The organism is Candidatus Oscillochloris fontis, from assembly GCF_004138135.1.
Taxonomy (GTDB): Bacteria; Chloroflexota; Chloroflexia; order Chloroflexales; family Chloroflexaceae; genus Oscillochloris; species Oscillochloris fontis.
This window is the reverse complement of sequence record NZ_RYFD01000020.1, coordinates 1-25,050: the sequence shown is the minus strand read 5'-3', so window position 1 is coordinate 25,050 and position 25,050 is coordinate 1. Positions and strand designations below refer to the sequence as shown.

General features: G+C 60.1%; 20 protein-coding genes, 1 tRNA gene and 1 rRNA gene. 11 read left to right on the top strand and 11 right to left on the bottom strand.

Translation table 11 applies throughout. From position 1 onward, the window contains the following. The 3 genes from meaB to EKD03_RS09395 all read left to right on the top strand — a co-directional run bounded on the left by meaB (position 1) and on the right by EKD03_RS09395 (position 4,148). On the top strand, positions 1-930 hold the full coding sequence (gene meaB, locus EKD03_RS09405; protein WP_129629908.1) for a methylmalonyl Co-A mutase-associated GTPase MeaB: 930 nt from the start codon (positions 1-3) through the stop codon (positions 928-930). Positions 931-1,105: 175 nt separating this feature from the next. Next, the gene (locus EKD03_RS09400; protein ID WP_129629906.1) at positions 1,106-2,596 is read left to right on the top strand and encodes a serine/threonine-protein kinase; all 1,491 of its coding nucleotides are present in this window, start codon (positions 1,106-1,108) and stop codon (positions 2,594-2,596) included. Positions 2,597-2,651: 55 nt separating this feature from the next. Then, on the top strand, positions 2,652-4,148 hold the full coding sequence (locus EKD03_RS09395; RefSeq protein WP_129629904.1) for a 1,4-alpha-glucan branching protein domain-containing protein: 1,497 nt from the start codon (positions 2,652-2,654) through the stop codon (positions 4,146-4,148). Between the two features lie 39 nt (positions 4,149-4,187). On the opposite strand, the gene EKD03_RS09390 is transcribed toward EKD03_RS09395, so the two are convergent. From EKD03_RS09390 to EKD03_RS09375, 4 genes are all read right to left on the bottom strand, one after another. Next, complete coding sequence (locus EKD03_RS09390; RefSeq protein ID WP_129629902.1) at positions 4,188-5,000, bottom strand: ABC transporter ATP-binding protein; 813 nt, start codon at positions 4,998-5,000, stop codon at positions 4,188-4,190. Continuing rightward, complete coding sequence (locus tag EKD03_RS09385) at positions 4,993-7,236, bottom strand: ABC transporter permease (protein ID WP_129629900.1); 2,244 nt, start codon at positions 7,234-7,236, stop codon at positions 4,993-4,995. Before EKD03_RS09385 ends, EKD03_RS09390 begins: the two co-directional genes overlap by 8 nt. A 127-nt stretch (positions 7,237-7,363) precedes the next feature. After that, entirely contained in the window at positions 7,364-8,842 is a 1,479-nt protein-coding gene (locus tag EKD03_RS09380) for an HlyD family secretion protein (protein ID WP_238613464.1), read from the bottom strand. Between the two features lie 366 nt (positions 8,843-9,208). After that, complete coding sequence (locus EKD03_RS09375) at positions 9,209-10,465, bottom strand: glycosyltransferase family 4 protein (RefSeq protein ID WP_238613463.1); 1,257 nt, start codon at positions 10,463-10,465, stop codon at positions 9,209-9,211. Between the two features lie 61 nt (positions 10,466-10,526). Here EKD03_RS09375 and EKD03_RS09370 point away from each other — a divergent pair. After that, a tRNA-Thr gene (locus EKD03_RS09370) sits at positions 10,527-10,602 on the top strand. Positions 10,603-10,671: 69 nt separating this feature from the next. Here EKD03_RS09370 and EKD03_RS09365 read toward each other — a convergent pair. Together EKD03_RS09365 and EKD03_RS09360 are read right to left on the bottom strand one after the other, a co-directional pair. Next, positions 10,672-11,538, bottom strand: a complete 867-nt coding sequence (locus tag EKD03_RS09365) for a UbiA family prenyltransferase (protein ID WP_129629896.1) — start codon at positions 11,536-11,538, stop codon at positions 10,672-10,674. Positions 11,539-11,654: 116 nt separating this feature from the next. Then, the gene (locus EKD03_RS09360) at positions 11,655-12,536 is read right to left on the bottom strand and encodes a bifunctional 5,10-methylenetetrahydrofolate dehydrogenase/5,10-methenyltetrahydrofolate cyclohydrolase (RefSeq protein WP_129629894.1); all 882 of its coding nucleotides are present in this window, start codon (positions 12,534-12,536) and stop codon (positions 11,655-11,657) included. Between the two features lie 361 nt (positions 12,537-12,897). Between EKD03_RS09360 and guaB the strand changes: the two genes are divergently transcribed. Together guaB and EKD03_RS09350 are read left to right on the top strand one after the other, a co-directional pair. Next, positions 12,898-14,370, top strand: a complete 1,473-nt coding sequence (gene guaB / locus EKD03_RS09355; protein WP_129629892.1) for an IMP dehydrogenase — start codon at positions 12,898-12,900, stop codon at positions 14,368-14,370. Between the two features lie 50 nt (positions 14,371-14,420). Next, the gene (locus tag EKD03_RS09350; protein ID WP_129629890.1) at positions 14,421-15,599 is read left to right on the top strand and encodes a diphosphomevalonate decarboxylase; all 1,179 of its coding nucleotides are present in this window, start codon (positions 14,421-14,423) and stop codon (positions 15,597-15,599) included. Positions 15,600-15,657: 58 nt separating this feature from the next. Here EKD03_RS09350 and ychF read toward each other — a convergent pair whose 3' ends face one another. After that, positions 15,658-16,740 carry a redox-regulated ATPase YchF gene (gene ychF, locus EKD03_RS09345; protein WP_129629888.1) on the bottom strand — a complete coding sequence of 361 codons (1,083 nt, stop codon included), beginning with the start codon at positions 16,738-16,740 and terminating at the stop codon, positions 15,658-15,660. A 326-nt stretch (positions 16,741-17,066) separates the two neighbouring features. Between ychF and EKD03_RS09340 the strand changes: the two genes are divergently transcribed. Together EKD03_RS09340 and EKD03_RS09335 are read left to right on the top strand one after the other, a co-directional pair. Further along, positions 17,067-17,378 carry a DUF4258 domain-containing protein gene (locus tag EKD03_RS09340; protein WP_129629886.1) on the top strand — a complete coding sequence of 104 codons (312 nt, stop codon included), beginning with the start codon at positions 17,067-17,069 and terminating at the stop codon, positions 17,376-17,378. Further along, the gene (locus EKD03_RS09335) at positions 17,375-17,602 is read left to right on the top strand and encodes a hypothetical protein (RefSeq protein WP_129629884.1); all 228 of its coding nucleotides are present in this window, start codon (positions 17,375-17,377) and stop codon (positions 17,600-17,602) included. The genes EKD03_RS09340 and EKD03_RS09335 overlap by 4 nt, the downstream gene beginning before the upstream one ends. Positions 17,603-17,720: 118 nt before the next feature. Here EKD03_RS09335 and EKD03_RS09330 read toward each other — a convergent pair whose 3' ends face one another. Further along, positions 17,721-17,984, bottom strand: a complete 264-nt coding sequence (locus tag EKD03_RS09330) for a hypothetical protein (protein ID WP_129629882.1) — start codon at positions 17,982-17,984, stop codon at positions 17,721-17,723. Positions 17,985-18,073: 89 nt separating this feature from the next. Then, a complete protein-coding gene (locus EKD03_RS09325) occupies positions 18,074-21,880 on the bottom strand; it encodes an Eco57I restriction-modification methylase domain-containing protein (RefSeq protein WP_129629880.1) in 3,807 nt (1,268 codons plus the stop codon). Between the two features lie 131 nt (positions 21,881-22,011). Here EKD03_RS09325 and EKD03_RS09320 point away from each other — a divergent pair, with 131 nt between their 5' ends. Beyond that, positions 22,012-22,263: a hypothetical protein gene (locus EKD03_RS09320; protein ID WP_129629878.1), complete on the top strand. Its 252-nt coding sequence runs from the start codon at positions 22,012-22,014 to the stop codon at positions 22,261-22,263. Further along, a complete protein-coding gene (locus EKD03_RS09315; protein ID WP_129629877.1) occupies positions 22,260-22,673 on the top strand; it encodes a type II toxin-antitoxin system VapC family toxin in 414 nt (137 codons plus the stop codon). The genes EKD03_RS09320 and EKD03_RS09315 overlap by 4 nt, the downstream gene beginning before the upstream one ends. Here the strand turns inward: EKD03_RS09315 and EKD03_RS09310 are convergent. Beyond that, positions 22,630-23,802 (bottom strand): glycosyltransferase family 4 protein, encoded by a 1,173-nt coding sequence (locus EKD03_RS09310; protein WP_274542408.1) that lies wholly within the window; start codon positions 23,800-23,802, stop codon positions 22,630-22,632. The genes EKD03_RS09315 and EKD03_RS09310 overlap by 44 nt on opposite strands. A gap of 62 nt (positions 23,803-23,864) precedes the next feature. On the opposite strand from EKD03_RS09310, the gene EKD03_RS09305 reads away from it, so the two are divergent. After that, complete coding sequence (locus tag EKD03_RS09305) at positions 23,865-24,728, top strand: hypothetical protein (protein ID WP_129629873.1); 864 nt, start codon at positions 23,865-23,867, stop codon at positions 24,726-24,728. 252 nt (positions 24,729-24,980) lie between these two features. Here the strand turns inward: EKD03_RS09305 and EKD03_RS09300 are convergent. Further along, positions 24,981-25,050 (bottom strand): 16S ribosomal RNA (locus tag EKD03_RS09300); the annotation flags it as partial.

Here is a 25,050-nt window from a genome sequence, read left to right as displayed (position 1 = left end):
ATGCACATCCCTGATCTTCTTCCACGTCTGCTCCAAGGTGATCGTCGGGCGTTAGCCCGTGCCATCTCGTTGGCTGAACAGGGAGGCTCCCGCGCCCGCGATCTGCTGGCCGGAGCCTACCCGCATGCGGGTCGTGCCCATACGATTGGAATTACCGGGCCTCCCGGTGCCGGGAAGAGTACGTTGGTGAATGCGCTGGCGCTTGAACTGCGCCGCCAGAAGCGCACGGTGGGGATTGTGGCGGTTGATCCGACCTCGCCCTTTAGTGGCGGAGCTGTCTTGGGAGATCGCATCCGTATGCAGCCACTCGGCGGCGATGCGGGGGTCTTCATTCGCAGCATGGGCAGCCGGGGCCGCTTAGGTGGTCTCTCGCGGGCTACCGCCGATGCGATTGCGCTGATTGATGCGGCAGGTTTTGATGTGGTACTGATCGAGACGGTCGGTGCCGGCCAGGGTGAGGTGGATATTGCCCGCACTGCGCAGACAACCATCGTGGTGGAAGTCCCTGGCATGGGCGATGATGTACAGAGCATCAAGGCCGGGGTGCTCGAAATCGCCGACATCTTTGTGGTCAATAAGGCTGACCGCGAAGGTGCCGACAAAACCTTGCGCCAGTTGCGTTCGATGTTACACCTGGGTGGTCCGCCGGAGGATGGTTGGGAACCCCCGGTGTTGGCCTCGGTCGCTAGTAATGGCCAGGGTATCCCGGAGATTATCGCCGATGCTGACCGCCACGCCGAACATCTGCGTGGTGCGGGCTTCGCCGATGCTCACGCCCGCACGGCGGCTGAGGGTGAGTTGCGCGCCGCCGTGCAAGAACTGGTGGTTGAGCGCCTGCGTGGTGCGGCCTGGGATGCGTTGGTAGCGAAGATTGCGGCTCGCCAGGGCGATCCCTATTCGGCAGCGGAAGAGTTGATCAATTCGTTGTGATGGCGGCGGCGTAGAGACGCAATATCTTGCGTCGTTACGTTGTGATGGCGGCGGCGTAGAGACGCAATATCTTGCGTCGTTACGTTGTGATGGCGGCGGCGTAGAGACGCAATATCTTGCGTCTCTACGCCGCCCTAACCCCAACGCCGAAGAACAAACAATCAGGAGCGCATCCTTGAGGAACTTGCTCGGCGAACGGCTAGGCCGCTACGAGATCCAAGCTGAGTTGGGCCGTGGTGGGATGGCCCGGGTCTACCGTGCGCTGGATACGCTACTCCAACGTCCGGTGGCGATCAAGGTGCTGGCGGCGCAATTGAGTATGGATGCCGAGTTTGTGCGCCGCTTTGAGCGTGAGGCGCGCACCGCCGCTGCGCTACGCCATCCCAATATCATCACGATCTATGATGTGGGTGAAGTGCAGGGTCTGTACTTCATTGCGATGGAGTTGATCACTGGGCGGAGCCTGCATAGCATCCTCACCGAGCAATCGGCGCTGGGGCTTGGTTATGCGATCAGTTTGCTCGACCCGATTGCGCGGGCGCTCGATTTTGCCCACTCGCAGGGTGCTGTCCACCGCGATGTGAAGCCACATAACATTATGGTGGATACGCAGGGGCGGGTGGTGCTGGCTGATTTTGGGATTGCCCAAACCCCCGATGCGGATAACGAACGCCTGACGCGCACGGGGGTCTTTATGGGTACCCCGGAGTATATCTCGCCCGAACAGGCCGAGGCACGCCGGGTTGATGGCCAGAGTGATCTCTATTCCTTAGGGGTGGTGGCCTACGAGATCATTACCGGGCGGGTGCCCTTTTCGGGCGCAACCCCCCAGTTGATCGTCTCGCACGCCCAACTTCCACCGCCGCCACCTACCAGTGTGGTCGCGCATCTGCCCAGTGAGTTGGATCTGGTGTTGGCGCGTGCCCTAGCCAAACGGCCCCAGGGCCGTTACCCCAATGGCAGCGCGATGGTTGATGCACTACGTGAGGTGGCGCAACGCTACGGCACCCCCATCGCAGCCCGCGAGCAACTCGCGGCGCTGGTTGATGCTGGCGTGGCCACCGAGCAGACCCTTCCGCAAGCTGCGCCCCAGGTGGTGCGCCCGGCCCCGGAACCGCGCCTAGCCCCGGAGCCGCGCCTAGCCCCGGAGCCGCGCCCGGCCCCGGAACCGCGCCTAGCCCCGGAGCCGCGTCCGGCCCCAGTTCCGCGCCCACTGCCTGACCATGCGCCCGTGCAGAGTGCGAGTGCACTGCCGGTGTTGATCATTGGTGGTGTCTTGGTTGTGATCACGTTGCTGCTTCTCTTTTTTGTCGCCCAGCGTTTTGCCGGTGGTAGCCCGCCCATGCCCACCGTAACCAGTAGTGTTCCAAGCCCGACAATTGCGATCCCGCTGGGTTCACCAACGTCAACACCGACACCAAGCCCCACGGCGGTACCGACCGTCACGCCCAGCCCCACGTTAACGCCAGAGCCACCCAGCCCCACGCCGGTACCGCCACCACCGGTCTTCTTCACCGAGGTGCCGCCCACCGAGACGCTCGTGCCGCCCACCGAGACGCTCGTGCCGCCCACCGAGACGCTCGTGCCGCCCACCGAGACGCTCGTGCCGCCCACCGAGACGCTCGTGCCGCCCACCGAGACGCTCGTGCCTACACCTACCGTGTAGGGGCGAAGCATCGCCCAGCAAGTGGCATGGGAAACACGGACTCTATTGGAGGGCGATGCTTCGCCCCTACAATGCATCAACCATGTACATCTCCTTCCTGATCATCGCCCATGCCCCCTACCTCCGCCGCGCCGGTCGCCAACCGAGTGGGGAGGAGCCACTGCACGAGATGATCGCCCAGGGCTTGATTCCGCTGATTGATCTGCTGAGTGACTTCCAGCGCAGTGGCCTCAAGCCGCAGGTGGCACTGGCATGTTCGCCCCTGTTGATCGAGCAACTGGCCGATCCGGTACTTCAGAAGCACTTTATCCTCTGGATGGAAGAACGCCTCGAACGGCGTAGCGAGGAATTACACCGCTTTGAGAGCGAAAATGATGCCCACAGTAGCTACCTCGCACGCTTCTACCTGGAGTGGGGGCGCCAGAAGTTACAGACCTTCACCAGCCGCTACAATCGCAACTTGATACAGCGCCTGCGCGATCTGGTGAGCGCACAAATGGTGGAACCGCTGGCTGTGCCTGCCACCCATGCCTATTTACCCTTGTTGGGGCGCGAAGAGTCGGTGCGGGCGCAAATTGAACAGGGCATCCTGCATACCTCACGCACGCTGGGGCGACCCGATGGGATCTGGTTGCCGGGTGGGGGCTGGCGTCCGGGAATCGAGCAGGTGATCAGTGATGTGGGCATCAACTACATGGTGGTTGATCCGAGTTGTATGCCCAGCGAAACCGAACAGCGCCCGATCAATCTGCTCAAGTACCGACTGGCGGCGCTTGCCCCCGATGAGAGCCTCGCTCAGCATATCTGGACGCCCGAACTGGGCTATGTGGGTGATCCGCTCTACCGTAGCCCCGATGAGCCGGGGGGCTATGCGGCAATTGGCCTGCGTAGCCCGCAACCCTACGATCCCTACCACGCTCTGCGGCGCGCTCAGGAGCACGCGACCCACTTTGTTCAGTTGTTACTGGCTGAACATGAACGCCGTGCCCCTGATGATCTCGCGCTGGTGCTGCTTGATGTGGCCATGATTGGGCAAACCTGGTTCGAGGGTACCACCTGGCTTCAGGCGGTGTTGATGCTGTGTGCCACCCATCCGGCGCTGCACCTGACCACGCCCGCAGCATACCTGCGCACCCAGACTACCCGGCAACAATCGAACCTCCAGGCAGGTTCGTGGGCCGAAACCTGCAACGCCAACTGGCAGACAGCCACCACCGATGAATATTGGCGTGCCATCCACCACGCTGAAGCGATGATGGTGGCGATTGCGAGTGAGTTTCCGAGTGCGGAAGAGGATCAGGAGCGGGTACTTAATCAGGCCGCGCGCGAACTGATGTTGGCGCAGACCAGCGATTGGCCTGAGGCGCTGGTCGCTACCGGGGTGGCCGGGGAGCAACGCGAGCGCTGGCAGATCTACCTGGGGCGCTTCGAGCGGCTGATCGAGATTGCCCGCCAACCTCAGATGAGCCCGACTGACTTCTTCTTGCTCGATCAGCTTGAGGAGTTGGATGGGCCGTTTCCGAATTTGAATTATCGCATCTTTGCGTCGTGATGAACCGGTAGAGCCGTAGAGACGCAAGCTGTTGCGTCTCTACGGCTCTAACATGGTTCGGATGGCCGGAGCGGCAGCGGCAAGCGCGGCGGGTAGGTTGTCGCCGCGCAGGATGGCTTGGCCCAACACCGAACTCTTGAAGAGCAACAATTCGCGTTCGATCTCGCTGCCCATCGTCACATCGCGCTGGATCACCCCGTCGCGGATGGTGATCACGCGCTGGGCGGCGGCGGCGACCTCGGTGTTGTGGGTGACGAGTACCAGGGTCAGGCCGCGCTCCTGATTCAAGCGACTGAAGAGCGCCATAATCTCGGCGGTATTGGCCGTATCGAGGTTGCCGGTGGGTTCATCGGCCAGGACGATAGCCGGTTCGTTGGCCAATGCCCGCGCAATCGCCACGCGCTGGCGTTCACCACCCGACATCTGGCTGGGCAGGTGGTCGGCGCGGTTGCCCAGGCCAACCAGCGCTAACAACTCCAACGCCCGTGCCCGCCGTGCCCGCCCACGCATGGGCTGCTCGTACATCGGCACCTCCACATTCTCGGCGGCGGTGAGGGTGGGCAGTAGGTTATGGCTCTGAAAGACGAAGCCGATGGTCTTGCCGCGAAAGCGATCAAGGTTGCGCACCTGCGCCAGCGGTGTGCCATCAATGATCACCTCGCCCGACGTGGGTGTATCGAGCGCACCGATCAGGTTGAGTAGGGTTGATTTGCCCGATCCCGATGGGCCGATGATGGCTAGGATCTCCCCGGCGGCGACCTGGAGATCGACACCTTTGAGGGCATGCACGGGCACCCGTTCGCCAAAGACACGGGTGAGGTTGCGGGTTTCGAGGACAATCGGGTTACTCATAGCGCAATGCCTCCAAGGGGCTGAGCCGTACTGCGCGCAGTGCGGGTACCAGGCTGCCCACGATCCCCAAACCAAAGGCCATCCCAGCCCCCAGGATGAAGGTCGCCAGTGTATACTGCGGTTCCAGCATATCGCCATAACTAGGCGCGAAGCCAATCAGCCAGTTCAGCGTGACCCCGATCCCCGCCCCGGCGAGGCTACTCACTGCACACAGCGCCAGCGCCTCACCGATCACGGTGGACAGAATGCGCCGCCGCCCCCAGCCTAGCGCCCGCAACACCCCGATCTCCTGGGTGCGTTCAAAGACGCTCATCATCATCACGTTCATCATGACGATGCCACCGACCAGAACCATCATCCCGATCAGCCCGTTCATCATGGCGGTGGTGGTGGCAAAATCCTGCATACGCTCGGTCAGATCGGCGGTCGGGCTGACCATCAGTTCTGGGTAACGCGCCTCTAAGCGCTGCGCCACAACCTCGGCTTGGCTGCTGTCGTGCAGCACGATACCAACAAACGAGACCTGGCGCTGTTTGCCGAAGATGCGTTGGGCATCGCGCAGCGGAATGACCGCCCCGGCATCCTCAAAGGCCGCGCCGGTCTCATAGATACCGACAATCTCGAAGTTGGTGCCACTCAGGCGCAGGTCATCACCGATCCCTTTGTCAAGGCTATTGGCGGCCATGCGGCCCAGGATCATCTCGCCGGGGCGTTGCAGCGGGCGCCCCGCCTGCACCGCATAGTGTTTGGCGTACTCCTCACGCGGATCGAGGCCATAGACGATGAAGAAGGGCAAGCCCGGCACCGTCGTGGTGCCAAAAACAAGGCTGGAGAGGCTCTTCACGGCTGGATCGAGGCGCAGTTGGGAGACGGTGCGCTCATCAATCGAGGAGAACATCGCGTCGGAGGCATTGGCCTGCTCGACAATAATATCGGCCTGGCCAGCACTGAGCAGGTTGGTGATCATCGCCTTGGAACCCTCAACAATCCCACTTAGGGCGATCACAAAGCCAACCCCCAAGCCCAGACCGAGCACGCTCATGAAAGTGCGGGCGGGGCGGCGCAGCAGGTTGCGCACGGCATTGATGCGCACCACCCGGTTGAGCAGGCGGGTGATGGGGCCGAGCCGCACCGCTGCGCCACTTTCGGCGCGCATGGCCTCCAAGGGTGCGAGGCGGGCAGCGCGCCATGCCGGGTAGCCGCCGCCAACCATACCGAGGACGAGGGCGATCACAAATGCCTGCAACGCCATATCGGCCTGCATGCCCTGGGTGAGCAGCCCCGCCAGTGCGGTGGATTGACCGGCTAAGCCAATCAGGGCCGCGCCAAGTAGCAGCCCTAGCACCCCGCCGACGAGCGATTGGGCCAACGATTCGCCCAGGATCATGCGTACCACCCGGCGGCGCCGCCAGCCCAATGCCCGCAGCACGCCAATCTCGCGGGTACGCTCAAAGACGCTCATGAGCATTGCATTCATCATGCCCAGGCCACCCACGAGAATTGCAAACAGCCCCAGCACCCAGCCCATGGCACGGTACATATCGAGCATCTGATCCTGCGCGTTGGCCTCACCAGAGCGCGTTACGCCCAGCGCATCCCAGCGTGCCAGAATCGCCTCGCGCACCGGCTCGCGCATGGCGGGGTTATCCAGTTTCAGTTTGAAGTAACTGACCTGACGGCGCTTATCGAAGGTGCGCTGGGCATCTTCTAGGTGAATCACCGCGCCATTATCTTCAATACTCAACCCGGTCTCATAGATACCCACCACCCGGTAGCTCATCTCGTTGATGCGGAACTTATCGCCAATCGTCTTCTGCATATTCTCGGCGCTCTGGCGACCCAACATCACCTCGCGCTTGCTGAGCACCTGACGACCAGCGATCAATTTATAGCGTTTGATCGCAAAGCTACGCGGATCTTCACCCGCCACCAGGAAGTAGGGCGAATCGGCCACCGGCACCATCCCCACCGCCGTCCCAGCCACCTCGGCGACGCCGCGCATCTGACGAATTTCGATCCCCACCTGCTCATCAATCGTGCCGATCATGACCATGATCGCGTCCTTCTGGCTGACCAGCAGATCGGCATCGGAGGAGGCGCTACTCGTCCCGAAGCCATCGGCCATACCATTGCCGAAGGCCGAGAGAATGACCACCGCCGCGACTCCCACAGCAATGCCGAGGGTCGTGAGGATGGTGCGTAGTTTGCGTCGCCAGAGATTCTTGAGGCTGAGCATAGGGGGGCCGCCTTCGGATGCAAAAACTCAAATCTGAGCAGAGCCTTTTTTTGACGCCAAGGCGCAAAGACGCAAAGGTTGTGATGCGTTATTGAAGGCTTTGCGCCTTGGCGTCTTTGCGTCAATGCTAGTACCCAATCGCCACGGTGGCGGTCATATTCCAGCGCAGCCGCGCATCCCAGGTAGTCGGTTTAATCACCACGGTATAGATCACATCGCCCTGGTAGCTACTAGCGAGACTCTTAATCTCCGTCACCGTACCCTCCAGGGTCAGATCGGGAATTGCATCAAAGCTGAGCGTCACCGGCGCACCGACAACAACATTGACAATATCCAATTCGGTGAGGTCGCTAGTCTCAATCTTCCAGACACTGGTATCAGCCAGGATGATGGCGGGTTCACTCGGTGTCACCTCACCCAACTTCAGATTGATCGCCACCACCGTTCCAGCAAAGGGTGCCTTGAGGGTAGCACGATCCAGCGCCAATTGCGCCTGCTGCACCGCAACCTCGGCGAGTTGCACCTGCGCCGCCGCGACGGCCAGATCCACCTCACGCGGACCAGCCTGAGTCTGGTTGAGATTAGCCTGGGCCTGCTGAATGACCGCCTGAGCGGCGCTCAATTCACCACCCCGCGCCTCACCGGTCAGGTGCGCCAAATTGGCCTGCGCCGCTGCCACCCGCGCCCGCGCACCGGCAATCTGATCAGCATCAGCGCCGGTGAGGAGCAGATCGAGGCTGGCCTGAGCCTGCGCCACCCGTGATTGAGCACTCGCCACACCGCTCTGTTCAGCCTGCTGGGCCTGCTCCACAGCCAACTGCGCCTGAGCCAATTGCGCCTCGGCACTCTGCACCGCACGCAGCGCCGCCTCTTCGGCATCGCGCTGGCTCTGGGGAAGATCGGGGTCATCACGTTCAGCCTCGCGGTTCTGCCAGTAGATGTTGCTATAGGCATCTTGGGCATCGCGCAACTGATTGGCCGCCTGTGTCAGTTGCAATTCAGCCTGACCCTTGGCCGCCGAGAGCGCATCGCGCTGGGTCTGGAGATCGGCCTGCGCCTGAGCGAGCGCCGCTTGCGCCTGCGTCACCGCCTCGTTCTTGGGGCCAGCGAGGAGCTGGTTCAATTCGGCCTGTGCCTGAGCGAGACTCGCCCGCGCCGCCGCCAGATCACTCTGGGTGACACTGCCCGCAACCTGGCGTGCGGTAGCTTGCGCCTGGGCCAAGGCCGCCTCAGCCGCTGCCACAACATCCGGCGAGGCACCGGTAGCCAACTGGGCATAGAGCGCCTGGGCGTGGGTCAAACTGGCCTGGGCCTGTTCCACCCCCAACTGAAGCTCGGCGCTATCCAGACGTGCCAGCGGATCCCCGACGGCGACCGTATCCCCCTCGTGGACGAGGATCTCACCGACAAGGCCGGGGGCGAGGAAGCGCAACTCGGTACTTGTAAACGGCAACACCCGCCCATCGGCGAGCACCTGAGGCGTCTCTGGTTCCAGATCCACCAGCGGTGTGGGAGTCGGTTCGGCAGCACCAAAACCAGCACAGCCACTCAGTAAGAGGCTGGCCAACGGAACGATCCAGAGGCGGGTATTTGGCATGGTGAACATAGGTCATGCCTTTTTGTAGAAAAGAGACCATACACGTTAGACAATGTTTCAGAAGGGTCAAATCAGCGTGACCGTTGTGCATCGGCCCTCCCCCCCTAGCCCCCTCTCCCACTGCGTGGGAGAGGGGGCATCGAACGCATCGCGCTGCGGAATCACCCCTCTCCCGCGTGTGTTTAAGGGCGGACAGAAAATTCATGCTTAAGCCTGTTTGTCGCATCACATTGCGCGCTCGTCTCCCCTCTCCCGCCTGCGGAAGAGGGGCCGGGGGTGAGAGCCCAAACGTATCTTCATTCCATCATTGTATGGACGCCGAAATGATTCGCAATGTTGCAGCAAGATTTAGGTGAGTAAAAATAATTTTTGAGGCTAACCCAATAATGTATGGTAGAGATCGAGCGTCTGACGAGCAACAATCGGCCAATCGAAGGTGGTACGCACGATGCGGGCACTCTCTTCGCCCCAGATGGGCCACTGCGCACACGCATGCAGGGCATTGCGGATGGCCGCGCTGAGGGCGGCAACATCACCGGGGGGCACCAGAAAGCCGTTGCGCCCGGTGAAGACCTTGTCGGGGATGCCACCGATGCCGCTGGCGATGATCGGTTTGCGGTGGATCATGGCCTCTAAGGTGACGAGGGAACTGCCTTCGTAGAGGGTGGGATGGATCACCAGATCCACCTCTTCATACAGACTATGCAGTTCGGCATCATCGAGACGCCCGACAAAGGTAACGTGGTCGGCGATCCCGGCGCTACGGGCGGCTTCTTCTAACGCCTGACGCTCCTTGCCGTGGCCCACCAGGAGCCAGCGCCACTGGAGTGGGAGGAGATCGCGCAACTGGCTCAGCGCCGTAATCAGGATGTGGAAGCCCTTGTTGCGCTCCAGCCGCCCGACACTGAGGAAGACCGGCTGGGCATGATCAAGGCCGAAACGCTCGCGCAGCGCACGCCGCAAGACCGGTTGCACCAGCCCTTCACACTCGACCACATCAATTGCCGAAGGCACCACCGCCACCTGCTGCGGAGCCACCCGCAAATAGCGCGGCAGATCGTCCTGGGTGCAGGCATCAGTGGCGATGGCGCGGTCGGCAGCGCGGTGGCCATAGGCATACATGGCGCGGAAGGGCGCATAGGCCAACCACTTACGCCAATCGGGGGTGCGGAACTCCTCCATACCGTGCGGGTTGGCCACGAAGGGCACCCGACGCAGCAGCGGGTCACGCTGGCGGATGGCGGCATAGCCGGTGGCGCACAAGCCCTGGCTATGCACCACATCGAACATGCCCTGGCGCACAGCCGCCGCAGTGCGCAGACCGAGTTGCCAGGTATACCAGGGATAATTGATCTGGCGCCCGATGATACCATTCGGCGGCAAGAGCGGCGAGGTATAGTCGTAGCGTAGCGGATGCACCTGCCACAACCCATCGGCCAGCGCGGGGATCTCCTGGGGGGTGGGCGCGTGACCATCGGGGGTCGGCTGGACATAGAGCATCCCTGCAACGCCCAGGCGGGCGAGGTGGGTCACCAAGTGGCCGACGTGGCGTTCAATACCGCCAAAGCCGTGCAGCGGGTAGACGACGCGCGCCAGCATGGCGACGCGAATTGGTTGGGTAGCAGGTGTCATGCCGAGATGATACCATGCCTTGACACGCGGGCACATTTCCGCTACAATACGTGCCGTCCGCGCCAATGTAGCTCAGTTGGTAGAGCAGCTGTTTCGTAAACAGCAGGTCCGGGGTTCGAGCCCCCGCATTGGCTCCACTCGTTACGGCACTGCAACACGGAGGGCCAGGATCATCCTAGTGATGGTTCTGGCCCTCAGGCTTTACCCTACACCCCCACCAGCACACCAACCAGAAATGCCAGCAACCCCAGCGAACCGCTCAGGTAGAGGCCCCGCATGGCACGGCGACCTGCGGTGGGTGTCTGGCTGCGCAGAAGCCGGATGACAAAAAAGCCGATCAGCAGGTCGGTGATGAGGATCGGAATACGGTAGGCCAACCCCAACGCACCCCACGGAAAGAGCGTCAATAGCACCACAAAACCAAAGAGGGCCGCAGAGATCCGCAGGGCAGTCGCTCGCCCATAGAGCAAGGCCAGCGAATGCGAGGCGCGTTGCCGATCACCTTCGGCGTCCATCGCATCGCCAGCGATCTCTTCTGCCAAATCAAAGACGAGCGCGATCAATGCGAACGTCCAAACGGTGGTGTTCCAGGGGTGGCCCACGATGATGCCACCGAGAACAAAGGTAATGCCCACTGATAGCGCCACGATGAGGTTGCCCCACAGGCCCGCCGCCTTCAGCCGCCAGTTGTAGAGGAAACCGAGCAGCCAGATGATCAGGCTCAACCCGAAGGCCAGCAAGCCGAACGCAGATGCGGCAGCCAGACCGAGAAGCGCCGTGATGAGGCCGAGCACCATCACCTCGAATGGCGTCAAAATCCCGGCGGGTAGCGGACGTTGCGGTGCATTGATCCGATCCACCTCAAGGTCAAAATAGTCGTTGGTGATCAGCGCAGAGCCGGAGAGCAAGAATCCGCAGGCAAAACCGAATCCAAGCGCAGGCAGCGGGGGCATTGCACCCAGGGCCAGAACCTCGCCGAGCAAAACGCACACACCGGCGGCGGTGGGTAGTTCAGGCCGAAAGATCTGGAAGATGCCCTGGGCTTTCTGGGTGAGGCTAATGGAGGGGGGCATGAATTTGCTCCCTGGCTAAAAGCGCACAATCTTCTAGCCAGGGATGATAGACTATTCGATGAGATTGCACAACCCAGATGGCTCTCGGCGGTGAACCCCAACACCTGTAGCAACACTCAACACTGAGCCATATCTTCATCAATATCAACGTGGGTCACGATTGCCGCCTTGAGCACGTTATCCAGCAGCACCATCGTCGTAACTGGCCCGGTGCCCCCCGGTACCGGCGTGATCGCCCCGGCCACCTCGAAGGCACTCGCGTAGTCCACGTCACCACAGATGGTATTATCGGAGCGCACGTTAATCCCGAAGTCAATCACCGTCGCACCCGGCTTGAGCATCTCCCCCGTCACCAGCCCGATCTTCCCGGCGGCAGTCACCACAACATCAGCGCGCCGCACCTTATCGGCGAGGTTGCGCGTGGCGCGGTGGCAGATCTCGACCGTCGCTTCGGCGTTGAGCAGCATGGTAGACATCGGACCACCCACGATGGCGCTGCGCCCGATCACCACCGCATCGCGTCCGGCAAGTTCGATCCCGTAGCGTTCGAGAATCAGCATGCCACCGGCGGGTGTATTCGGCACCAAGCTGGGCTTGTTCTGATTGAGCAGACCCACGTTGATCGGGTGGACACCATCAATATCTTTGCGGTGATCAAGCTGTGCTACGGCTGCGGCACTGTCATATTTGATCGGCAAGGGCATCTGGATGATAATGCCATCCACATTCAGATCGGCACTGAAGGTATAGATCGCGCTCTCAAGTTCGCGCTGGGTGGCGGTGTGGTGGAGCAGGTAGTACTTGAAGTTCATCCCCACTCGGTTACACGAGATTTGTAGGCTGCGCACATAGCGCTCGGCTGAACGATCACCATAGACGTGGATGACCCCCAACGTGGGGGTGTGGTGGTGTTGCGCCACATACGCCGCGACCCGCAAACTTAGATCTTCGCGCATCTCACGGGCCAGCGCCCGGCCATCCAGTACCATAGCAGCCATAGTCCATCCTTTTTTATAGGTTGTGTGCAGCGGTAGAGACGGCCCGGCGGGCCGTCTCTACCGCCAATTTATTCCTCTTGTATATCTATTATATAGTCAAATAGCGTTATGTTAGGGTGAAATTTATGCCACTTTGTGCCCCAATGGGGAGGCTGCCCGTCACAAAAGTTGACGATCCGCGCATCGCGGGGTATAGTACCGGACACATCTTCGGTACCTGTACGCAATAGGGTCGAAGAGATGCGACCGACATCCGAGAAGCTGCCGCCGCTGCCCCCTGCGCCCCTCTATTGCGCGGGGGCTTTTTGTAACTCATCACTCGCAGGGCGAGCGTTGGCGCGCCCACTACGGAGGAACCTGAATGAGCATCGAGTGGGAAGATAAGTTCGCCCGTGAGGGTCTGACGTTTGATGATGTGCTCCTCATCCCGGCTGAGTCGGGGGTGCTGCCCGCTCAGGTTGATGTGAGTACGTGGCTCACCCGCAAGGTGCGCATGAACATTCCGATTGTGAGCGCGGCGATGGATACGGTCTCCGAGCATCGCCTCGCCATTGCGCTGGCGCGTGAGGGTGGGATCGGTTTTATTCATAAGAATATGTCTATCGAGGCTCAGGCCGAGATGGTGCGTAAGGTGAAGCGCTCTGAGAGTGGGATGATTACCGACCCGATCACCTTGCCGCCCGATAAGACGGTCGGGGATGCGCTTGACCTCATGGCGGAGTACCGCATCAGTGGCGTGCCGATCTGTACCGGCGATAATGATCTGGTTGGTATTCTCACCAACCGCGATCTGCGCTTTGAGACGGATCGTTCGCGCCCGATCAGCGAACTGATGACGAGTAAGAATCTGGTCACGGTGCCGGAGGGTACGACGCTTGAACAGGCCAAGGCGGTGCTCAATCGCCATCGCATCGAGAAGGTGTTGGTGGTGAATAGTCGGGGGAAGCTCAGCGGCATGATTACGGTCAAGGACATCATGAAGCAGATTGAGCACCCCAACGCCTGTAAGGATGAGCAGGGTCGCCTGCGGGTAGGGGCGGCGGTAGGTGCGGGTGGCGATTTTATTGAACGTGCCGCCGCGCTCGCCCGTGCTGGCGCAGATGTGCTCACGATTGACACCGCCCACGGGCATTCCAAAGGGGTTCTCGATGCGGTGTTGCGGCTGCGCGAGACCTTCCCTGATATGCAGCTTATTGCCGGGAATGTCTCGACCGCGAGTGCCACAATTGCACTGATCGAGCGCGGCGTGGATGGGGTCAAGGTCGGCCAAGGCCCCGGCTCGATCTGTACGACTCGCGTGGTGACTGGCTCCGGCATGCCCCAGATTACCGCCGTGATGGATTGTGCCCGCGCCGCCGAGCGCCATGGGGTTCCGATCATTGCCGATGGTGGGATCAAGTACTCCGGCGACATCCCCAAGGCGATTGGAGCCGGGGCGCATAGTGTGATGATCGGGTCGCTCTTTGCCGGTACCGAAGAAAGCCCCGGTGAGACGATCCTCTATGAAGGACGTAGCTACAAGTCCTACCGTGGCATGGGCAGCATCGGGGCGATGCGCAAGGGATCGGGCGACCGCTACTTCCAGGGTGGCGAGGGCAAGAAGCTGGTGGCGGAGGGGATCGAGGGCATGGTGGCCTACAAAGGCCCTCTGGGCGATACGGTCTTCCAGTTGGTTGGTGGGCTACGCGCCGGTATGGGCTATGTGGGGGCGAAGGATGTTGAGGCGCTGCGCAGTGAAGCGCGCTTCATCCGCATCACCATGGCCGGGCAGATCGAAAGCCACCCCCACGACGTGACGATTACCAAAGAGGCTCCCAACTACGAGCGCCGCTGATTGTCGGGGTGCGGGTGGCTTGCTGCTGGCCCGCACCTCTTCCTGAAACTATGACAACCACCACACTCCCCGTAGGCTTTTCCGACATGTTGGAGGTGATGCGCACTGGCCACGAGCGTATTCTGGCCGCTCTGGCCGAGCACGGGGTTCATTATGAACCCTACCCGGAGCGTATCCCCGATCCGCGCCCAACCGGACGTGCTGCCGCCCGCGCCTATCCGATGCAGGGTGTCCTCAAGTACCACGGCCTCAGCGATTGGCATTACCGCATCGCCTACCTGCCTTCGATCTCGCTCAATAATAGTGCCGCCCACACCACCACCTATGTCGAATTTGACCCCGATCTGGAGGCCGACTGCGCCGAGATTGGTGGGATCACCGCCACTGGCCGCGATCTGGATCGGGTGGTGCAGACGCTCAATGCGGTACGCGAACTCACCGGCTGCCAGACTCGTGCCCGCGTGATGTCACGCAACGTGCTTCAGTCGCGGGTGGCGGGCAAGGGCTTAGGCACCAGCGCCTCGGCGAGTGCGGCGCTGGCCGCTGCGGCGTTGGCCGCCCTCTATGGCCCCGAACTGGCCAGCAACCGGCGCTTCCTGAGTTGCTTCGCCCGCCTCCTGGCCGGATCGGGCTGCCGCAGTGCCGCTGGCGGCCTCGCGCTCTGGTTGAGCTACCCCAGCCTCAGCCACGCCGACAGCTTCGCCGTGCGTTTGGACGGTGAAGGCCAGATGGAACATGTCAGCCTGGTGACGGTGCCGATTGACTCGAGCATCGGCCTGAAGACCGAGTCGGCGCACCATGACGCGCCAGAGAGTAGCCTCTTCCGCAGTTGGATGCAGAGCCGCTCCGACGAGATTATCGAGTGTCTAGCGGCGATTCGCGGTGGGGACTGGCGCACGGTGGGGCAGTTGGCCGAGATGGACAGCATGCGCCTCCACGGTATCACCATGTCGGGCAGCCGCGAGAACAAACTGGTCGGCTGGGAGCCGGAGAATATCACGCTCTTCCGCATGTGCAACGATCTGCGCGAGCGGGGAATACCGGTCTACGCCTCGACCGACACCGGGCCGACGGTGGTCTTCATCACCCACCGCGACCACGAGGATGCACTGGTGGCAGCGATCCAGGGGCTGGGCCTGGGTCTCGAAACGATCCGGGGGAAGATCGCGGGGCCTGCTAACCTGATTGACCCCGATGAGGCGTTAGCGGAGATTGGGGTCAACCCCTAACCCGATGATTCGTTGTTGTTGTGTGGCGGCTTTGCCGCCACACAACAACAACGAATCCCTACTTATTAAATCGGAAATGACAAATATCGCCATCCTGGACGATATAGGTCTTGCCCTCAAGGCGCACCGTCCCCACCTTCTTCGCCTCGGTCATCCCCCCGGCACTGATCAGATCGGTATAGGCGACCGTCTCAGCCCGAATGAAGCCGCGCTGAATATCGGAGTGGATGGTACCCGCCGCCTCAACCGCCGGAGTATTGCGGCGGATCGGCCATGCGCGCACCTCATCCTCGCCTGCGGTCAGGAAACTGATCAAGCCGAGCAGTTCGTAGGAGCGCTGGATGACCACATCACGCGCCGGGGCACTAATACCCAGATCGGCCATAAAGGACTCGGTATCGGCATCATCGAGCTGCGCCAACTCGGCCTCGATCTTGCCGCACAACGCCACCACCGCACTATGGCGGAAGGGGTACTCAATACTGGGCGGGTTATTGATCGCATCCTCACCCACATTCAGCGCGATCAACATCGGCTTGGCCGTGAGGAACTGGAAGCCGCGAATCATGCGCTCCTCCTCCTCACTCATCTCCACATTGCGGATCGGCGTCTCGGCCTCCAACGCCGCCTGGAGACGCACCAGCAAATCGCGCTCGGCGAGGCGTAACTCCTTATCCTTGGTGGCCATCTTGGTAATCTCGGCATTCAGGCGTACCAGACGCTTCTCGATGATCGCCAGATCCGAGAAGGAGAGCTCCAGATCCACCGTCGCCACGTCACGCACAGGATTAACCGAGCCATTCGGATGCGCCACCGCCTCATCGGCAAAGGCGCGTACCACATGCACCAACGCATCGGCAGTACCGAGATAGTTGAGCAACGCCGGGGGCAACCCGCCGCCCTGGCCATCCCCACCACTAATCCCGGCCACATCCACATACTGCACATCGGCATAGGTCACTTTGCGCGGCTTAAACATCTGCGCCAGCACCTCAAGCCGCTGATCGGGCACCTTCACCATCGCCAGATTAGGCTCCATCTGCCCCGAAGAGAAGGCGGCGGTCTCAATGGTACTACGGGTCAGCGCGTTAAAGACGGTGGTCTTTCCGCTGTTCGCCAACCCAATGATTGCAAGTTTCATGGTTCTTTCTCGTTCGCATACGGCACACTGAAGCGCCAGTATACTCTGGGCGCGGCACTGGTGCAAGGTGGGGAGGGAGGTAACTGTTCACACTTGGGGTAAAAGAAACGCTATTGTTCACGCAAAGGCGCGAAGGTTTTATTGAAGGCTTTGCGTCTTGGCGTCTTTGCGTCAAAACCTGGAGGCTAGGAGAAGTGTGAATAGTTACGGAGGGAGGGAATAGGGCATGGGCAAAGTAAAGTCTGGCACCACCATTGGATAGCAATCGTTCACTGTGGTATCATTATACGGTATTCAGGCAATGAGAACGATCAAGAATACCAGCGATGATCCAAGCCATACACGATAAAATACTCCGCAACGCCTATGAATTTTCTGAACATGCCCTAACTCAAAGCATTCTCCGGTCTATTACGCTTCAAGAACTGAAAGAAGCGATAGCAACCGCAGAAATTATCGAGGATTATCCGTATGATAAATATGGTCCGAGTGTCTTATTGCTCGGTTTTACCGCCCACCACCGACCAATCCATATTCAATGTAGTTACCCGTCACGTCCACTCCTGAAAATTATCACCATGTATGAGCCAGATCCTCGGCGATGGGAGCACAACCGCATACGGAGGGGAGCGAAATGATACCATTTGATTGGAATGAGCCATTCGAGGTTCAAGAAGTTACCTATATTCTTGAGCTTGGCGATGAAATCATTGTTATTGAACACGTTCCTGCACGGGTCAATACCGAAACAGGTGAACGATTATTTGCGCCTGAAACCGTGGAGCGTATTCATGTGCTTCTTCAATCACGGGCTACCCCAAAGAAGATCATGCGTGCGCCTGTTTTTGATTTTGCTGCGTAATATGCTGGAATCAGCATAGCACGCTATCTCTCTGCGCTCCTCCGCGTTCTCTGTGGTGAACCAGATTAACCGCAGAGGACACAGAGGTACGCAGAGGACGAACAGAGATAGGTAGTCATCAGTCGTACATTTGATCACGATGCAAGGCTACATCAGGGATAGGCGGAGCTACTGGTCGCTCAAGCGCAGCCCAGTGCCGCGCAGCCTCAGCCCGCTCTTGCGGGGTTGCGATCTGCCAAAACGGCAGATCGGTTATCGGATGTAATACCAGAGTCTTGCCTTGCACTTCGAGCACAAAGCGGGTGCGCGGCTTCACAAATGTTAGCAGGTCGCTTGGTAGCTGAATGATGCCTCGCTCATCAATCTCAACAATGTCGCTCATCGTTCAACCTCCGTGCAAAGTTCGTACATACCACGTATCGCGCCTGAATGTATGCTGGAATCAGTATAGCACGCTCGCTATGGAACACCTTACACCTCACCATACCCATATTTGGTATGCGCCTCGATCAGCGCGATCTCGTCCGGCGTTAGGTCGAAGAGGTGGTACACCCGTGCATTCAGTTCGCGCTCCCCGGCGATGATCGCGGCGCTGTGTTGGCGGTGTGCCGCACACTGGAGGCTCAGCCATTCTTCCCACTCGTCGCGCTCTTTTAGCGCAATGTCGCGCTTAAAGACCTTCTGCACTTCGCTGCGGAAACCGGCGAAATCCAAATCCCACCACGCAGTTAGGCGCTGGTTGAGCTTCTTCCCGCCCCCCAGGTCGCTGCTGATGCGCTTGCGTACCCGCCGGTGCAGGGCGTAGCGCACTTTGGCCGCCTCACTGATGCGCAGCGCCAGTGCGCCGATGGCTTCGCGTTCGGCTGCCGGGGCGTCGGGGATGGGGAGTGGGCGCATGTACTGATCAATGAGGCGATAACGTGTTACTCCAGCACGTTCACCAAGACTTGCCGCAGTATGTGATATGAGAAACCATGCACACCGCGATGATAGATACCCAAGTATCCAAGGATCATCAACGGTTGCAATATAGCCGGTGTTGACTAGATAGGTGTTGCTAGTGTCCCAAGAAAATCTTGGGAATTTGGCAATATCGGGCCAATAGATACGTGGTTTTGTAAACACATCATAGTAACTACAAGCACGCAACTCCCACCAATAATCGCCCTTATCACTACGCGCCGTTGCCTCAGCCGCAAACGGCTCAAGATATGCCGCAATGGATGGGTAGCGTTCACACAGCTTTGTCCATGCGGTAGCTTCATCTAACCCTGGCCCAAAGGTGGTTTCCGTCCATTGGGCTGGGAAGAGAATCAACCAACGCCCCTCATCTTCCTGATACCACGGACGCAGATCTTCACCTTGCAGCAGCGGTTTAATAATCTCCTCAGATCGCGGGTCATCCTTCACGATCTGTTCGCGTTGGCTACTGTCAATAATAAAGACATCATTTGCACCCGTCTTGATCCCGTAGTAGATTCTTCCATCTACACATGTTTCTAAGGGTATTCCCTGCTCTGTCAGCTTCAGAAACACCCGCCGCAGATCATCCCCACCAATCTGCCAGCCACTATCCGACTGATCATCAATCCGCACCGGAGCCAGCTTAGCCGCCACTTGGTCGGCAAATTCCTTGACACCTTCGCCCCGGCTAAAGGTGGCCACTTGAGCGATATGCTCGGCAGGCGGTGCGATCTTGCGCACCAACGGGATGGCCGGATAGACATCGGGCGCATCGGTAAAGATACGGTTATCGCCCAGATCAATCAGTTGCTCAATCGTCACCGTTTCGCGCAAGAAGGCCCGCAGCGGGGTAGCGTAGTTGGCGCGCAGCCAGGAGTTACTACTGATATACCCCAACACCCCACCCGCCCGCAGCAACTTAATCCCCTGGTGGAAGAAGTAGACAAAGAGATCGGCGGTACCGCTATAGGTGGCGGCGAAGGCGTGTTCAAAATAGATCTTGAGCGGGCTGAGTTCTTCCTGGCGCACGTAGGGCGGGTTGCCAAAGACCACATCAAAGCCCGCCGCATCACCCAACGGATGGCCGTGGCGGTCGTAGAAGATTTCGGGAAACTCCAGATCCCAGTGGAAGAAGCGTTGACGTTGGCGCAACGCAACTAGATCGGCCAACGGGCGCTCAAAGGCGGGGGTAGCGAACGTCCCGTTCTCGCGCTGGCTGGCATACTCGGCCAATGAACGCCACAGGCTGCGATCTGGAGCCAACCCAAACCCGGATGCCGTTACCAGATCGGCCTGCACCGCAAAGCGCTCGGTCAAGCCCGCCCGCACCTGCTCATAGATGCGCTCCTGCTCCTTGACATCATCCACGGTGCGCCCGGCGCTGCCCTCGATCAGCCACATACTACCCACCGCGCTCATCATCGCCCCGGCAAACGCCGGGTCATCCAGCAGGCTGAGTTGGCCATTCTCGGCAGCGGCAACCTGCTTGCGGCGCTTATTCGGCTTGGGTGCAAGCGCATGCGTCAACTCGGTGGCCCGCGTTCCTACCAGGGCATTGCCACAGCGCAGGTGGTGATCGAGGAACGAGAGCGGACGCCCCTTGGCCGCCGTGGCGAGCCACAGCGAGAGTTTAGCCAGATCCACCGCCAGCGGATTGAGATCCACCCCGTAGATACAGTTCTGGGCCACGCGGCGCTTCCAGTAGGCCAGATCGGCCTCGTCACCCGCCTCGGCGGGCGGCAGCACCCCCAGATCAACCAAGGAGCGCGCCATATACTCGGTCGCTGCCACCAGGAAGTGGCCACTGCCCATGGCCGGATCAACACAGTTGACCCCCAGCACCGCCGCGATCTGCTCCGCATCGCCCTGCTTGCCGCGCAGCGCGGCATCAAGCGCCGGGGCGAGGGTCTGTTCAACAATATACTGCACCACAAAATCGGGCGTATAGTAGGAACCAGTGCGATGGCGTTCGCCCTTCGCATTGACCAACTCGATACTCAGGCCATCCGCGCCGCGCTCCACCGGCACCAGATGATATTCGAGCAAGCCCTCATAGATCGTGCCCAAGTGGCGCTCGGCGAGGTCGCGGTAATCAATAAACTCGTGCAACCCCGTCTGCGGATTGAGTACCCGCGCCAACTTCTCCAACGCCCGCTGAAGTTGGGCATCACCGACCGTATAGCGATCCAGAAACGCATGGCGTTGGGGATCAAACAGCCCGCCATTAAACGTCGCCACCTTGAGCGGCGGGCTACCCAGATTGATGATCGTAAAGAGATCATTCAGCCGCGCCCAGGTCTGCCCGGTATCGGCCAGCAGCGTCATTCCGCTATTCAGACGGCGCACCACTTCGCGTACCAGCGCATAGAGACTATACTGCTCGCGATACGCAAGGCTCTCGCGCAGCGGCAACAACTCACGCGCCTCGGCATAGAGGATAAAGAGCAGCCGATAGAGGACAATCAGGCTATGCGCGTAGATCTGGGCCAGATGCTCGGCGGTCGGCTCCAGGCGGTTTCGTGGATAATCGAGCAACCCCTGGGCGATATGGCGCAGCGCATCAAAGACCTGCAACTTGAGCGATTCGGAGAGGCCGCGTGCATAATCCACACTCTCGCGCAGCATCGCAGCGAGCGTCAGTGTCTCCGGCAGGGCCGGAGCAAAGGCAGCGCGGCGGAAGAAGGCATAGAAATAGAGGAACGCCTCTGGATCATTCGCCTCGGCCAGATCCTTCAGATCAACCTCATAGAAGCGATCCTGGCGCTCGACCGACTCGTGGTGGTAGAGCCGCCAACATCGCCCATTGGTCAGGATACCCCAGGCCACTCTGGTATGGCGCATATAGAACGCCATCTGATCGGATGGCACGCGATTGATCTCATCATGCTCACCCTGGCTAGAGACATCAAGGCGGCGCTCCCAATACTTGGCATCACCCACCGCAAACGCCGCCCCCAGATCCTCCGCCATCACGACCCGGTTCTTATTCGCCAGCAGCGCCGCCTGATCGGTATAGAAGAGATAATCGGGCTTTTTGGTGCCCTTGGGGGTACGCAGGCTCGCCTGCACCTCAAACGTATGGCCGAGCAGTTCCAGCACCGGGCGCACCACCTCACGCTCGGTCTGGCTTTCATTAGAAGAAGGCGTAAAAGCGGCCAAGATCGCCCGCACCTGCGCCAACACCGGCGTCGCCTCAGCAATCAGATCGCGCCACGCATCACGGCGCGGCAACGTCTCATTGAGGTAACGGTCGGCAAAGAGTTGGCGATTGGCGTGGTGCTGTACCAGCGCCAGCGGTAATTGGGATGCGGACATAGAAAAAGACCCTTATACACCAGAGGATAATGGAGGGCAGTATAGCATGTGTTGGATAAATACGGGTTTCAGCGGGAAGAAGTGCTATACTGCCACCTGTACCATACAGTGACTAAAATGGGAAAGGAGGTATGCAGAAGATGACTCTCCAAGAGATGCTGATCGAAATCCCGCGACTTACAACTCGCGAGCAACTACTGCTGCTCGATACCCTAAGCCGTGCGCTGAATGCCGAATTCAGCAAAATAGATGTCTCGCCAAATACCATACATGAAAGCGCAGTGGATCGGTTGTATGGGGCTTTTAATCCTACCCATCAGGAGCTTAGCAACGAAGAGGTTGATCGGATTCGCTTTGAGGCAATGATGGAAAAACACTCGTGATACGTGTACTTATTGACACGAATGTGTTACTCGATCTTTTGTTAGCACGTGAGCCATTTGCGACTGATGCACGTGCAATATGGATTGCCTGTGAGGAAGGACGCTGTATTGGCTTTGTTGCAGCGATCAGCGTCACAACCATCTGGTATATCGGTCGTAAGCAGATAGGACTCAGTGCTGCTCGACAACATATCGCACATATTCTGACCACACTCCGTGTGGCTCCAGTAGATGCTTCGGTGCTCAATGTAGCCCAAGCTAGTTCGATTGTAGATTTTGAAGATGCTGTCCAGGCATCTTCCGCTGCTGCTCTAGGCATAGAGATGATCGTCACCCGTAACGGTGGTGATTTTGCAGGCACGTCACTCAAAGTACTGACCCCGGCCCAGTTTTTGCATTATCTGACGTAAATACCTGCTCATACACCGCCAACAAGCGCTGCTGGGCGTGCTGCCATGTCAGGCTACTGCGCACGCGCATTGCCGCCCGCTGGCCCATCGCGACGGCTCGCGCCGGGTCATCCAGCAGGCTGAGGATAGAGCGCGCCAGATCGCGGGGGTTGCCGGGAATAGCGAGCAGACCCTCGACATCCTCACGCAGCAACTCGCGCACCACCGGCAGGTTAGCGGCCACCAGCGGACGCGCCGCCGCCATATACTCGATCACCTTGATCGGGCAACAGCCCTGAGTGACATTGCGGTCATTCGGCTCAAGCGGAGCCACACACACGTCGGCGCTGGCGATCAGATCGGCCACCTCGGCGTGCGGCACGGGTTCCTCAACCTGCACCGCCTCACTCACCCCCAACTTGGCCGCGAGCTTGGCGAGGGCGCGGCGCTGACGCGAGCGCCCCGAACCGACAATCCGCAGCCGCACCGGGCGCACCGCCAGCACCATGGGCAAGGCGGCGATCAGCGTATGGAGCCCCTGCCAATCGGCAAGCGTGCCGATATAGAGCAGCGTCGGGAGATCGCCCTGCAAGGGTGGGGGAACATCGGCAAGTGGCGTGGCCCCATTCGGGATGACGCGCAGCCGCGCCGGATCAGCGCCGAGGCTGGCCAAGAAGGTTGCCGTCACCGCCGCCGGGGTGATCAACAGATCACTCTGGCGAATCAGCATAGCCTCTTGCGCCCGCAGTTGGGCGATCAGCGCCGCCGCCGCACTACTCCCATCGGCGAGGCCGGGGTAGTGGTACTTCAACTCAATACTCGGCAACCCATTGACCTCAAAGAGCGTGCGGTAGCCATACTGAGGCTGGGCATGCAGCGCCGCCAACCCGCCCCAGATCGAGCGGAAATGCACCAGATCGTAGGTGTGGGTCGCAAGATGCGCCGCCACCGCTGCATCAAAAAGCGTCGCCCGACGTAACATACTTAGCGCCGGATCGAGTGCCACACGCAACAGCCGCGCACCGGCATGGTGATCCTGGGCTGGCAAGTGGGCATCGCCGGGGGTCAAGAGATCGACCTGATAACCCGCGATTGCCAAAGCCTGCACAAACGCGGTAATATGCGTGCTAGAGCCTTTGGGGCTCGGCACCACATCGAAGGCTGTGTAGAGGATATGTTTCACGAGGCGTATTGTAGCGGAGAAGAGAACCGATGACAACCGGACACCTCATTCCCCCGATCTCGATCAACCAGCGCCCTGACCACCTCGATCCGCATATTGCCCGCATCGCCAGCTACGCCCAAGAGAATGCCGTTGTGGTGCAAGCCGATGCAGCCCTGCGCAAACAACTCACCCGCGAGCAATCCATATTCATTGGGCTGATCATCGTTCTCGGCTTCGGTGGCTTCTTGATCGGCATCAACATCCACATGATCTTCTTCTTCATCACCATCATTGGCGAAGGCTTTATGATGTGGTATGCAGGCAAGATCGGCAAACAACTCCGCGCCCTCGAAGAACACCCGCCCAGCGACCTAAGCGGGCGCTGTGCACTCGCCACATGGCTCTTGAGCGACCTCAAGCATGATCTGTCGCGGCAGCGGCGCATGGTGGGAGTGATTGACCTCAACCCGACCGAAGATCCGGCCAACCTGATCCGCACCGCGCCGGGTCTTAGCAACACCATCGTCAACTACTATTTGCGGCGCTGGCTTGATCTTGAAGTGCGCCTGATTGACGGCAACGAACTGCGCCTACGCATCAGCGAGCGGGTCAAGGTACGCCCAGGCCACAACCGACGCGGCAGCATTTCGGGCAAAACCAAATGGAAACCGGTGAAGCGCAGCCAGCAACAGCGGGTAACACTACGTCTGCGACTCAACCCAGCGCACTACAACAGCGCCGCGACGCGCCTGCCGGCGACACCCTGGAAAGCGGGGCCACTCCTGGTACGCTGGGCCACCCAACAGGGCGATGAGATCCGGCTCATGGCCGAGGTAGAGGCAGCGCACCTCACCCCAGAGATGCTGGTGGCGATGCTTCAGGCGATCTACCAACGTATTGCGCGAAGGTAGTGCGCTCCGCTCTGGTGGGGGTTCGGGGGCGGCAAGCCGCCCCCGCAGATCTTTATTTTGTTGTTGTTTGGCGGCGAAGCCGCCAAACAACAACAAACATTTTGGGGCGCAGCCCCAAGAACTTTGCCCATGCCAAAAACCCCACGGGCGCCGGCATTCCTGCCGACGCCCGTGGGGGTGCATCTTCCCAATCGAGTGTGGTTGTGCGGGGTTGTGACACCCCAGATGATAGGTTGATAGGCCTATCCCTAGAAAGGAGGTGATCCAGCCGCAGCTTCCGCTACGGCTACCTTGTTACGACTTCGTCCCAGTCGCGACCCCT